The organism is Kitasatospora sp. NPDC034023, from assembly GCF_055575795.1.
In genome coordinates this window covers 1-10950 of the sequence record NZ_JBVIRY010000083.1, presented here as the reverse complement: position 1 = coordinate 10950, position 10950 = coordinate 1, and the positions used below count along the sequence as shown (strand labels likewise).

General features: G+C 70.3%; 15 protein-coding genes. 10 read left to right on the top strand and 5 right to left on the bottom strand.

All coding sequences use genetic code 11. The features are described 5' to 3' along the window. The 5 genes from ACZ52R_RS43060 to ACZ52R_RS43040 all read left to right on the top strand — a co-directional run. A partial coding sequence (locus ACZ52R_RS43060) for an SDR family oxidoreductase (protein WP_465755533.1) occupies window positions 1–303 on the top strand: 303 nt, incomplete at its 5' end. Between the two features lie 432 nt (window positions 304–735). Beyond that, window positions 736–1029, top strand: a complete 294-nt coding sequence (locus ACZ52R_RS43055; RefSeq protein ID WP_465755534.1) for an ester cyclase — start codon at window positions 736–738, stop codon at window positions 1027–1029. A 40-nt stretch (window positions 1030–1069) separates the two neighbouring features. Beyond that, complete coding sequence (locus tag ACZ52R_RS43050; RefSeq protein ID WP_465625072.1) at window positions 1070–1726, top strand: NADPH-dependent F420 reductase; 657 nt, start codon at window positions 1070–1072, stop codon at window positions 1724–1726. Window positions 1727–2037: 311 nt separating this feature from the next. Next, complete coding sequence (locus ACZ52R_RS43045) at window positions 2038–2466, top strand: nitroreductase family deazaflavin-dependent oxidoreductase (RefSeq protein WP_465664721.1); 429 nt, start codon at window positions 2038–2040, stop codon at window positions 2464–2466. 41 nt (window positions 2467–2507) lie between these two features. Next, window positions 2508–3431 (top strand): NADP-dependent oxidoreductase, encoded by a 924-nt coding sequence (locus ACZ52R_RS43040; protein WP_465755532.1) that lies wholly within the window; start codon window positions 2508–2510, stop codon window positions 3429–3431. 103 nt (window positions 3432–3534) lie between these two features. Here ACZ52R_RS43040 and ACZ52R_RS43035 read toward each other — a convergent pair whose 3' ends face one another. Together ACZ52R_RS43035 and ACZ52R_RS43030 are read right to left on the bottom strand one after the other, a co-directional pair. Then, window positions 3535–3906 (bottom strand): nuclear transport factor 2 family protein, encoded by a 372-nt coding sequence (locus ACZ52R_RS43035; protein WP_465755531.1) that lies wholly within the window; start codon window positions 3904–3906, stop codon window positions 3535–3537. A 147-nt stretch (window positions 3907–4053) separates the two neighbouring features. Further along, window positions 4054–4740 (bottom strand): alpha/beta fold hydrolase, encoded by a 687-nt coding sequence (locus ACZ52R_RS43030; protein ID WP_465625080.1) that lies wholly within the window; start codon window positions 4738–4740, stop codon window positions 4054–4056. 239 nt (window positions 4741–4979) lie between these two features. Here ACZ52R_RS43030 and ACZ52R_RS43025 point away from each other — a divergent pair, with 239 nt between their 5' ends. Next, complete coding sequence (locus ACZ52R_RS43025; RefSeq protein ID WP_465755530.1) at window positions 4980–5924, top strand: DUF5996 family protein; 945 nt, start codon at window positions 4980–4982, stop codon at window positions 5922–5924. Between the two features lie 5 nt (window positions 5925–5929). Here the strand turns inward: ACZ52R_RS43025 and ACZ52R_RS43020 are convergent, their stop codons facing one another. Next, window positions 5930–6289 (bottom strand): UBP-type zinc finger domain-containing protein, encoded by a 360-nt coding sequence (locus tag ACZ52R_RS43020; protein ID WP_465755529.1) that lies wholly within the window; start codon window positions 6287–6289, stop codon window positions 5930–5932. A gap of 235 nt (window positions 6290–6524) precedes the next feature. Here ACZ52R_RS43020 and ACZ52R_RS43015 point away from each other — a divergent pair, with 235 nt between their 5' ends. The 3 genes from ACZ52R_RS43015 (at window position 6525) to ACZ52R_RS43005 (ending at window position 8400) form a co-directional block, all read left to right on the top strand. Continuing rightward, complete coding sequence (locus ACZ52R_RS43015; RefSeq protein WP_465755528.1) at window positions 6525–7433, top strand: NAD(+)/NADH kinase; 909 nt, start codon at window positions 6525–6527, stop codon at window positions 7431–7433. Between the two features lie 12 nt (window positions 7434–7445). Next, on the top strand, window positions 7446–7856 hold the full coding sequence (locus tag ACZ52R_RS43010) for a type 1 glutamine amidotransferase family protein (protein ID WP_465755527.1): 411 nt from the start codon (window positions 7446–7448) through the stop codon (window positions 7854–7856). A 223-nt stretch (window positions 7857–8079) separates the two neighbouring features. Continuing rightward, complete coding sequence (locus ACZ52R_RS43005) at window positions 8080–8400, top strand: helix-turn-helix domain-containing protein (RefSeq protein WP_465755526.1); 321 nt, start codon at window positions 8080–8082, stop codon at window positions 8398–8400. Between the two features lie 250 nt (window positions 8401–8650). Here ACZ52R_RS43005 and ACZ52R_RS43000 read toward each other — a convergent pair whose 3' ends face one another. Both ACZ52R_RS43000 and ACZ52R_RS42995 read right to left on the bottom strand, forming a co-directional pair. Further along, a complete protein-coding gene (locus ACZ52R_RS43000) occupies window positions 8651–9370 on the bottom strand; it encodes an alpha/beta hydrolase (protein ID WP_465755525.1) in 720 nt (239 codons plus the stop codon). Between the two features lie 189 nt (window positions 9371–9559). Next, a complete protein-coding gene (locus tag ACZ52R_RS42995; protein WP_465755524.1) occupies window positions 9560–10255 on the bottom strand; it encodes an MBL fold metallo-hydrolase in 696 nt (231 codons plus the stop codon). Between the two features lie 217 nt (window positions 10256–10472). Here ACZ52R_RS42995 and ACZ52R_RS42990 point away from each other — a divergent pair. Then, window positions 10473–10950, top strand: a 478-nt coding sequence (locus ACZ52R_RS42990; protein WP_465755523.1) for a DNA-3-methyladenine glycosylase I, incomplete at its 3' end; no start/stop codon positions are given.

Genomic DNA, 10950 nt, shown 5'->3' with positions numbered 1-10950 from the left:
CTTCATGCAGCGACAACGTCGAGATCACCCGAATCGGGAACCCGCGAACACTCGTGCTGGTCCCAAGCCCCGTGTGGGGTTTGCGGATGGCTTCTCACGGCTGTTGCCCCAGGACTGACTCGCACGCCGGCTACCGGCGTGGTGCCGACGGAGGAGTTCGAGGAGGTCGCGGCGCACCAGGCGCTGCCCCGCCCGCTCACCCCCGACGACACCGCATCCGTGGTGGCGATGCTCGTCGGCGACGACGCCGCCGCGCTGACGGGCCAGACACTGACCGTCGACGGCGGCCTGGTGATGAACTAGGAGCGCAGCCGGCGGGATCCTCACCATTGGACTCCCGCGTGCGAGATCGCCGGCCCCGACGGGTACGCGGAAGGTGTCGGGTTCGGTGCGTCGGCGCTGGTCTCATCTGGCGTGGCCAGCAGCCGGCCGCACGACGACCGGATTGTCGAGCACTTTCAGGTTCTCGATACCTACCGCGCCCCCGGTCGCGATCGGCGCCGTCCCCAAGGGCGCCAACGCCTTCCGGCACGTCCTCGGCGTCGAGGAATCGGCGAGCGGCCCGGTCCCCAGGAAGGTCGGCCCCGCCTTCGGCAGGGCCGCCGGACGGCCTGTCTCGCGCGAGGAGTCCCGGGCCGTGGTCCGCCGCCCACCTCGACGGCGGCGTGATCACCACCGGGAAGCCCGAGGACGTCGACGTGGTCGGCGAGGAGTACCCGCAAGACTTCCGGCTGGATACCCGACGGCCGCGACGCGTTCGCCAGTGCGCTCGCGATCAGCTGCGGGGCGATGCCCGACGGGCGGGCCCTGCAGACGTCCATGGTCGCCGGGTACGACCGGCCCGCCTTCCAGAGCGTATGGGGCGGCACTATCGCCGGGAGCGGCCGGGCGGCCGACTTCACCACGCCCGACTTCTTCCGGGTCAAGGACGGGCTGATCGTCGAGCACGGGGAGTCGGTCGACTGGGTGAGGGCATATCAGGCACTCGAGCTGCTGCCCGACGACATCCGGGATATCTGGGACATCTGAGTTAGAACTGACTCAACGTCAACCGAGAGGAAGGCCGGAGATGACCACCGCAATCGTAGGCGTCGGCTACATCGGGCGTGTCGTGGCCCGGCACCTGGTGGCCGGGGGTGAAAGCGTCGTCCTGGCGGGGAAGGGCGCCTCGCGCGCAGAGGCGCTCGCGGACGAGCTCGGGCCGCTCGCACGTGCCGCCTCCGTGCAGGACGCGATCACGGGCGCGGACACCGTCGTGTTCGCGGTCTGGCTGGATGCCATGAGGGAGCTGATCCCGCAGGTTCGACCGCTGCTCGAAGGGAAGGTCGTCATCGACCCGTCGAACCCGGTCGCGTTCGACGAGAAGGGCCAGATCGTGCGGTCGCTGCCTGACGGGCAATCGGCCGGGTCAGTGGTCGCCGCCCTGCTGCCCGGAGGCGCCCACTACGTGAAAGCGTTCGGCACCCTCACCGCGGAGGTGCTCGCCGCGAACGCGAACCGCGCGCCGCGGCGTGCGGCGCTCTTCTACGCCACCGACGACGAGAACGGCGCGGCGACGGCCGGACGGCTGATCCGCGCGGCCGGGTTCGACCCCGTGAAGGCCGGCGGCCTGGCCGCCGCCGCCCGCATCGAGGCGCCGGGAGGCGACCTGGACCAGTTCGGGTTCAACGGCGAGGTCGTCGACCTCGACCAGGCGCGCGCCGCTGTCGACTCCACCCACCCGTGAATCCAGACACGAAGGCGGCTCGCCCAGGTGCGGCAGCTGCCGGCCAGGCGTGAGCTCGAACTCGGCGACAGCAGCAACCCCGGGCCCTCGCCCGGACGCTTTCGATCACAAGCCGAGTCGGGCGACGGCACGGCGGCGTCGTCGCCGATGGGACCGGACCGGTCGAGGCGCGGCGCGGGACCCGGGTTCGCCAGGGGCGTCGGTTCCGCCGGATGCTGGAGAAGGCCCGGGTGGGCTACGTCCCGACCGCTGTGTCCCTGCAGCTCATCCTCCCAGCGCATGGCCCGGATTGTGGACGACAGGAGTCCGACATGAGCGAAGCAGTCGACTGGAACGCAAAGACCATCGCAGAGTTCCGAGCAAACGAGGGCAGGGTCGGCGGGGTCTTCGAGGGCGCTCCGCTGGTCCTCGTCCATCACCGCGGCCGCAAGAGCGGCCGGGAGCACGTCACCCCGATGATGTACCTCCCGCACGACACCGAGCCGGACATCGTCTACGTCTTCGCAACCAAGAGCGGAGCACCCACCAACCCGGACTGGTATCGCAACCTGATCGCCGCCGGTGAGGGCACCATCGAACGCGGAACCGCGACCTACCGGGTGACCGTCCGCGAACTTGTCGGCGCCGAACGCGACCGCATCTACGCCGAGCAGGCACGGCGGTACCCCGGCTTTGCCGAGTACGCACGCCAGACTGCCGGAATCCGCATCATTCCCGTGCTCGAACTCCGGCGGGCGTAGCCAGAGCCCTGCCGGCTTCAGCAGGTCGAAGGAGAGAGATCATGCCCAGGGCGGTCAGGTACGACGAGTTCGGTGGGATCGACGTGCTGCGGGTCGACGAGGTGGAACGCCCGGTGCCCGGGGACGGGCAGGTCCTCGTACGCGTGAAAGCGGCCGGCATCAACCCCAGTGAGGCGGTCATCCGAACGGGGGCGGTGGCACAGATGTTCCCGTCGACGTTCCCGTCCGGACAGGGCAGCGACCTCGCCGGGGTCATCGAAGAGGTCGGAGCCGGGGCGGCCGGGCTCTCGCCCGGCGACGAGGTGATCGGCTTCAGCAACAAGCGGGCCTCCCAGGCCGAGCTGGTCCTGGTCGAGGCCGGTGACCTCACGCCCAAGCCGGAGAAGGTCTCATGGGAGGTGGCCGGCAGCCTGTACGTCGTCGGCGTCACCGCATGGGGTGCGGTCCACGCCGTCCAGCCCGAGGAGGGCGAGACCGTCGTCATCTCCGGAGCCGCCGGTGGAGTCGGCTCGCTCGCCGTCCAGCTCGCCCGCCGCACCGGGGCCACGGTCATCGGCCTGGCGAGCGAGAGCAACCACGACTGGCTGAGAAGCCACGACGTGATCCCGGTCGCGTACGGTGACGGCGTCGCGGACCGCATCAGGACCGCCGCGCCCGGCGGCGTGGACGCCTTCATCGACACCTTCGGCGACGGGTACGTCGAGTTGGCCCTCGCCCTCGGCGTCGCGACCGATCGGATCGACACCATCGCCGATTTCGCGGCCGCCGAGCGGCACGGGGTGACGACTGAGGGAGGGATCGCGGCCGGGCCGGGCGCCAAGGTGCTCGCCGTGCTTGCCGGCCTGATCGCCGACGGACGTCTCGAGGTGCCGATCGCAAACGTCTACCCGCTGGCGCAGGTCCGCGAGGCCTACACCGAGCTCGAACGCCGCCACACCCACGGCAAGATCGTCCTCAGGCCCTGATACTCGTCCTTCGGCCCACGGCCCAGGGGTGACGGGCTCGGGCTCACACGGTGGCAGGCGGGCGGCCGGGACTTCGCTTGGCCGGTCCTGGCCAGACCGCGCGCTAGGTCGGTTGGCTGCTCCCGCCGACGAAGGTGTAGAGCTCGATGATGACACCGTCCTTGCAGCGGGCGATGTCCATGCCGGCCACGACGGGCGGCCGGCCGGCGGGGCCGTAATGGAAGGCGAGGTGTCCGAGGTCGTCGTTGACGGAGACGGGGCCGTCGGGCCGCATGACCCAGCCCGGGGACTGCGCGAGCAGCTCTGCGGCGCGCCGGGCGAGCGCCTCGCGGCTTCGGTGTACGCGGTCGGGTTCGTGCCACACGACGTCCTTGGCGTAGGTCACCGCGATGGCCGCGTTGCGGCGCTCGGCATCCGGTTCATTGAAGACGTCGAGAAGGTTGCGGCGCATCAGGTCCGCGACGGTGGTGTTCATGGGCGGCCCTTCGGTCACGCGACCCGTGCACAGGCGCCTCCCGACCCGGATCGTGGTCGACAGGCGCAGCGTTACGGTGGAGCAGCCCAGCGCACCGGATGACGCCGAAGGGCGGCAGACCGCGCGGGGGCTGCTTCGGCGCCGGCTCTATGCCTCAAGGGTCTTCGCGGCGTCGCGGATGACGTCGAGGACGAAGTCGGGGTGCGAGAGCATGGGCACGTGGCTGCTGTCGACGGCGTGGGTCTTCGCGCCCATCCGCTCGGCGGCGGCCCGCTCCAGATCCGGGTTCACGGTGCGGTCGTTGTTCGCGACGACGTACCAACTCGGCTTCGTGCGCCAGGCGGTGCCGGGGACCTGCTGGGTGAACAGGTCGGGGACCGGCACGGCGCCCGTCGCGAGGACGAGCTTCTGCTCAGCTGCTGGCAGATCGCCGCAGAAGTCGCCGACGCCGGACTCGAGGAGCCAGATCCGGCCGTCGGCGATGTCGATGTGGTCGAAGACGGGCGTGCGCGCGAACTTGTCCTGCTGGTCCTGTGAGGTCTCGTCCTCGTCGGGGGCGAGTGCGGCGAGGTAGACCAGGGCGCCCACGCGGTCGTGGGTGCCGGCCTTGGTGATGAGGGTGCCGCCGTAGGAGTGGCCGACGAGCACGACGGGTCCGGGCACGTGGTCGATGGAGCGGGTGACGCATTCGACGTCGCCCGCGAGCGAGTCGAGGCCGTGCTGCGAGGCGGACACCTCGTGCCCTTCGGCCTGGAGCGCGGGGATGAGCTTGCTGAAGCACGACCCGTCGGCCCAGAGTCCGTGGGCGAAGACGATGCTGGCCTTGCCGGTCATGATTTCCTCTTCTCGCAGGCATCAAGCGACGGCAGCAGAACTACACACGGCGTCCACACTATTACTCTCAGCGGTGAGCCGCGACCGCCTCTCGATCCAGGACCGCCCCCGAAGCCTGCGACGCAGCCACCGACCTCTGCGACCAGCTCGCCCTGTCGGCCGCTGGGTCCGGCCACCGCTGCGCGTCCGGACCACCGTGGTCATCATGGAACTGCGGCCGACTGGCAGGAGGCTACTCGATGGAGCTGTTCCCACCGATGCCGCTCGCCGAGTGGCGGGACACGAAGGAGACGCTGCACCGCTTCACGCAGGTGGTGGGCAAGATCCGCCTGGCGGCGAGCGTGCGGCGCAACCACTGGTGGAACGTCCCGTTCCACCTCACCGGGCGTGGGATCACCACACGGCCCATGGGACAGGTCGACGGCAACCCGATCTTCACCATCGACTTCGACTTCGTCGACCACCGGCTGGTCGTCGCGACGGCGGACGGCGGGACGGAGTCCTTCCCGCTCCTCGGCCAGTCCGTGGCCTCGTTCTACCGGCAGACCCTGGAGACGCTGGCGGCGCTGGGTATCCGGGTGGAGATCAGGATTCCCCGGCCGTACCGGCTTGCCGACTCCGCCCGGCCGTTCGCCGAGGACTTCGAGCACGCGACCTACGATCCCGCCTGGGCGAATCGCTACTGGCAGGTGCTCAGCCAGGTCGGGCTGGTGCTGGAGGAGTTCGCGGCGCGCTTCTCGGGCAAGGTCAGCCCCGTCCACCTCTTCTGGCACTCACTCGACATCGCCCACACCCGGTTCTCCGGACGCGCCGTCGACCAGCCACCGCAGGTGGACCCGGTGACCCGCGAGGCGTACTCCCGGGAGCTGATCAGCTTCGGGTTCTGGTTCGGCGACGCCGACCTGGGCGAACCGGCCTTCTACTCCTACACCACTCCCGAGCCCGCCCATCTGGCCGAAGACCCGCTCAGGCCCGCATCGGCCCGGTGGATCGTGCTCAACGACAGCCACCTGGCGGTACTGCGCTACGCCGCGGCCCGTACGGAGGCCGATCCGAGAGCGACCGTACTCGCCTTCTACGAGAGCGCCTACCAGGCCGGAGCCGTCCGCTGCGACTGGGACGTCGACTACCTCGCCTGCCCGGGTGGAGTCACGGACCCGCGTCTGCCGGCTCCGCCGCTCTGAGCGCCTCAGTGCAGGTGCAGCTGCCAGTCGGCAGGGACCTTGCCTCGCGGGCCGGGCGTCGGCTGCGAGGCCGGGTGCGCGGCGGGCGGTGCCAGTTCCGGTCCCTCGTAGTACTGCTCGGTCTCGACGTTCCACAACCACGCCTCACCGGGCTCGAAGCTGGCCAGGAACGGGTGCCCCGCCTCTCGGGCATGCCTCGTGCCGTGTTGCGAGGGTGAGGAGTCGCAGCAGCCGATGTGCCCGCACGCGGCGCATCGCCGCAGGTGGAACCACCACCCCGGCCCGTCCCCCGCCAGGCACTCCACACACCCGTCTCCGCTCGGCCGCGCGGAGGGATCAATCCCCCGGATTGGGCTGTCAGTCATCGGACACGCCTCCCGATCACGGCTCGGCCGGGCGCCGGTTCGGCACGTCGACGCCGAAGCCATCGGACTGTCTACCCGAATTCCAACCAGCCGGCTCGCACGGAGATTCCGTGACAAGCAGCAGCGGGCGGTCCGTCGTACCCGATCGAGCCGTGCCGACGGGAGGCGATGCGGACCGGCGTGATCACGCGGGCCCGGCGGTGACCGTGACCTTGAAGGTGGCGACCGGCTGTGCGTGACTGGAGGGAGCAACAGTGGCCTGGCCGACATCGAGGTGCTCCGGATGGGATTCATCGGCACGGTGGGGCTGGTACTCCACCCCGAGCGCACCTGCGCGCCCACCGTGGAGGCCGTGGTCGGCTGGAGCCGGGCCCGGGGGACGAAGGTCCTGGGGCTGGCGGCGGAGGTGGCACGGATCGGCTGCGAGGCCATTCCGGTCGAGGCCGAGGAGATGACCACGAGCGCCGACCTGCTGATCAGCCTCGGCGGGGACGGCACCATGCTGCGCGCCATGCGGCTCGCGACCGGGGGCCACGCACCGGTCCTGGGCGTCAACGTCGGACGCCTGGGCTTCCTCGCCGAGGTCGACATACCGGAACTCCCTGCCGCACTGGATGCCATCGACGCCCACCGTTTCACCGTGGAAGTCCGCTCCGGCGTCCATGCCCGCTTCGGGGCAGCCCAGGAGACGGCACTCAATGACGTCGTGCTCCTGCGCAGCCCGGGACACAAGTCCGCGGCGGTCGCCGTACGGGTCCAGGGCGAGCCCTTCGTGGCCTACACCGCCGACGCGGTCGTCGTCGCCACGCCGACCGGCTCCACCGCGTACAGCTTCTCCGCCGGCGGCCCGATCGTCTCCCCCAACGCGGAGGGACTGCTGATCACCCCCGTGGCTCCACATGCCGCGTTCAACCGCTCCGTGTTCCTCTCCAGCGGCGAGCGGCTCGACCTGGAAGTCCTGCCGAACAGCGGCGACCTCGCCATCGAGGCCGACGGCCTCCTGGTCGGCCACGTCTCACCGGGCGATGTCGTCGAGGTGACCATGCTGCCCGCCGCCGCACGCGTCGTGCGACTCGGCCACACCACGTTCTACCAGCGGGCCCAGCGCAAGCTCCGGCTCACCGGCTCGGCGGAACACGGCTGACTCTCCGGTCCCATGGGCGGCAACCACCACGTGCTCGTGGTGGCGCTCGAGAACGTCCTCGCACTCGACATCGGGATTCCGTTGCAGGTCTTCGGGAGCTGGCCGGACGGGCCGTACTCGCTGACGGTGTGCACGGAACGGCCCGGGCTGGTCCCGATGCACGGCGGCCCGGTGTTGTCCGTCGCCGACGGGTTGGAGGCCCTTGAGACCGCGGACACCGTCATAGTCCCGGGGTACTTGGAGCCAGACCCGCCTTCGGTTGCGGTCACCGCCGCGCTCGCGGGGGCGGCGGCCCGCGGAAGCCGAATGGTGTCCACCTGCTTGGGGGCGTTCGCCCTCGCCGCCGCCGCCTGCTCGACGGCCGCCGGGCTACCACGCACTGGCGGTACGCCGCAGCGCTGGCCAGGCAGTACCCGCACGTGACGGTGCAGCCGGAGGCGCTGTACGTCGATGAAGGCAAGGTGCTGACCTCGGGCGGCGTCGCCGCGGGCCTCGACCTGTCTCTGCATCTCATCCGTCGCGATCACGGCGCCCGTCTGGCGAACCAGCGGGCCCGCCTGCTGGTCACCGCCCACACCGCATCGGCGGTCAGGCCCAGTTCGCCGACCTGCCGGTGGCCCCGGACGCCTCCGACGGACCGGCGCCGGTGTACGAGTGGGCCCTGCACCACCTGCACCAGCCGCTCACCGTCGACCAGTTGGCGCGCCAGGCCGGCATGTCCCGCCGCACGCTCATCCGTCGCTTCCACGCCGACACCGGCCGGCCGCCCATGCGTTGGCTGCTCGACGCAAGGCTCGGCCTCGCACGGGAGCTCCTGGAATCGAGCGACCTGACGGTCGAAGCTGTCGCACGGCGCTGCGGCCTCGGCACGCCGGCCAACTTCCGGACCCTCTTCAAAGCACACGTCGGGGTACCACCGCGCACCTACCGCGAGACGTTCAACCCCGCCGTTTCGAAGAGCCGTTGAGCCTCGGCTCCCGATAGACCGTCGCAAGTCGCGAACGCGCCTCTCCGCACCAGGCAACCGGACAGCCCGCACTTTCGCATGGCAGGTCCGCACCGACACGGCGACGGGCCTCGAAGGCCTGCGCGCGTCTGTCGGCTGTGCCGGTGGTGCCGGGTCGAACGGGGGCCTACACGGCGAGGGCCGGGTTCACGCGCAGCGGGACGAGCGCGGTGCTCCAGGCGATGACCGCCGTTGTCGGCGAGGGAGCTGCTCAGGACGCGTTGTTGGCCTGAGGGTGGAGCTGTTCGGCGATCCAGGACGCCGCGAGCGTCGTCCACGTGGCGGCATCGCCGGCACCCTGGGCGAGACCGAGACTGTGCGGGCCGTGGGCGAAGACATGCACGGCGTGCGGTACCTCGTGCGCGGCCAGTGCCGAGGCGAGCCGGTAGGTGTGCTCCGGCGGGACGTAGCTGTCTTCGGCGGTGTGCCAGAGAAAGAAGGGCGGAGACGCCGTGGTCACCAGCGCGTCGAGCGATGTCGCGCGGCGCAGGTGCGGTACGGGGTTCTCCCCGAGCAGGATCAACCGCGCGGGTCGGTAGGACTCGGTCTCCATCGATGTGATCGCGTAGCCGAGGACGGCGAACTGGACGGACTCACGTTGATCGTCGCCGGGTGCGAGTGCGGCCAGGCCCGCAAGATGCCCGCCGGCCGAGAAGCCGATCACCCCGATGCGATCCGCCCCCTGTGCGCGCCTGCGGAGGATCTCGGCCCTCAGAGCCAGGAGGGGTTCGGGGTGCCGCACGTGGAGCGGGTACCGGAAGACGCTCGCCGACAGGCCCAGTGCGGAGAGCCACGCAACGATCGGCTCCGCCTCGTGTGGGGCATGCGACGCGTAGCCCCCGCCCGGCAGGACGATCAGATGTGTCGTCGTGGGGTGCACCCGCTCGGCGCGTCCGCGAGACGCTGGTGCCGTCTCGAATCGATTGCTCATGCCAACCTCCGCCCTTGCTCACGGACGCACGCCGCAAGCGGCCCTCTCCACAAGGCTGTCCTAACGTCATCGCCACACCGAGTTCCTCGATATCACGCGAACAGGTGTGGGGTGCAGTCGTGTGGCAGCTCCCGGCCCGGCACTCCGGATGGCACCGCCGACCTGCCGCGTGGTACGGGACGATCGCTGCTAGAACCAGCCGCCCCCAGCGGCGGCGATGGGGTCGGCCCCCGGCTCGCGCAGGGCGTAGATCGTCTTCGCACCGACCCACAGGAGGGTCCTGCCGTAGGGGAGGTCGGAGTGGCGGTCGACCATCGTGTTGAAGAACTCGATCGCGGAGGAGCACTCCTCCAGCGCCGCCTCGGCGTCGTCGAGATACCGGCGGGTCTCGGCGATGACGCGGGTGGCATCGTCGTCGAGGTCCTTGTTCTTGTGGCCGGCGACGATGTACCGAGGCGCGAGGGCCTCGACGGTGCTGATGGCGTTGCGCCAGGCGTCCAGGCCGCCTCCGGCCGACTCGCAGATGTACATGTGGGCGCCGTTGTAGAGCGCGTCGCCGGCGACCACGAGTCCCAGGCCGGGGACGTGCAGGACGCTGGTCTGCTCGGTGTCGGTGTGGCCGACCTCGACGAGGTTCAGATCGTGCCCTTCGAGGGGGAGGGTGTTGTCCGGGACGGTGACCGCAGTCACCGGGGCGTCGGGGATTTGCCCTGGCCAGAGCTTGTCCCAGGCGAACGGGCGGGCCTCCACGTTGCCGTGCATGACGGCGATGGTGCCTGCGGTGGCCACGACCGGCGCGACGAACCGCTTCGCTCTCTCTTCGGCGCCGGTCGCCGAACCTGGGGGCCCGGGCGCGGGAATCCTCTCGACCTCGACCGTGATCATCAGGCACAGCGGGACGCCGACCCGCCAAACGCACCCGATTCACGCGCCCGCGGACGCGTGGTGACGTCGGCTGCTGACGACGACTGCACGGGATGACGTGGCTTGCGTTTCGTCGGAGGGTGTTCGTGGACGGGCACGGTCGGAACTGGGTCCCGTTACGGAGAGCAGAGTCGGCGGGGGTTGGCATCAGGCGCAGGGCAAGAGGCTGGAGGGCCGGATGAGCAGCGACGTGATCATTGGATACGACGGGGAGCCGCGCTGCGCGTGGGCGGGCGCCGAGGACACCGCGCTGAGCCGATACCACGACGAGGTGTGGGGGACCCGCACTCGTGACGAGTCAGCGATGTTCGAAGCGCTCACCCTCGGCGTTTTCCAGGCCGGGCTCAGTTGGAAGGTCGTATTCAACAAGCGGGACGCGTTCCGTAAAGCGTTCCGGGGCTTCGACGTCGCAGAGGTCGCAGCGATGACGGACGCCGATGTCGACCATCTGGTGGACGACGCCTCGATCATCCGCAACCGCAGCAAGATCGAGGCCACCATCAGCAATGCGCACGTCATTCTGTTCGCTTCGCCGAGCCTGCTGGTGCTCGCGAAGTCCTATGAGAGGACGTTAAGTCCGTTTCTGGTAGATGCCTCGTCCGGGTTGGGTGAGGAAGCCCTGGCGGGTGAGGCGTCCGAGGCGGGAGCGGGTGACA

What these genes read in the sequence shown, in the direction of transcription:
- ACZ52R_RS43025 (WP_465755530.1), top strand. Translation starts at nt 4,980, where the DNA reads ATGGAGCTGTTCCCACCGATGCCGCTCGCCGAGTGGCGGGACACGAAG.
- ACZ52R_RS43000 (WP_465755525.1), bottom strand. Translation starts at nt 9,370, where the DNA reads ATGAGCAATCGATTCGAGACGGCACCAGCGTCTCGCGGACGCGCCGAG.
- ACZ52R_RS43010 (WP_465755527.1), top strand. Translation starts at nt 7,446, where the DNA reads ATGGGCGGCAACCACCACGTGCTCGTGGTGGCGCTCGAGAACGTCCTC.
- ACZ52R_RS43045 (WP_465664721.1), top strand. Translation starts at nt 2,038, where the DNA reads ATGAGCGAAGCAGTCGACTGGAACGCAAAGACCATCGCAGAGTTCCGA.
- ACZ52R_RS43050 (WP_465625072.1), top strand. Translation starts at nt 1,070, where the DNA reads ATGACCACCGCAATCGTAGGCGTCGGCTACATCGGGCGTGTCGTGGCC.
- ACZ52R_RS43030 (WP_465625080.1), bottom strand. Translation starts at nt 4,740, where the DNA reads ATGACCGGCAAGGCCAGCATCGTCTTCGCCCACGGACTCTGGGCCGAC.
- ACZ52R_RS43020 (WP_465755529.1), bottom strand. Translation starts at nt 6,289, where the DNA reads ATGACTGACAGCCCAATCCGGGGGATTGATCCCTCCGCGCGGCCGAGC.
- ACZ52R_RS43040 (WP_465755532.1), top strand. Translation starts at nt 2,508, where the DNA reads ATGCCCAGGGCGGTCAGGTACGACGAGTTCGGTGGGATCGACGTGCTG.
- ACZ52R_RS43035 (WP_465755531.1), bottom strand. Translation starts at nt 3,906, where the DNA reads ATGAACACCACCGTCGCGGACCTGATGCGCCGCAACCTTCTCGACGTC.
- ACZ52R_RS42995 (WP_465755524.1), bottom strand. Translation starts at nt 10,255, where the DNA reads ATGATCACGGTCGAGGTCGAGAGGATTCCCGCGCCCGGGCCCCCAGGT.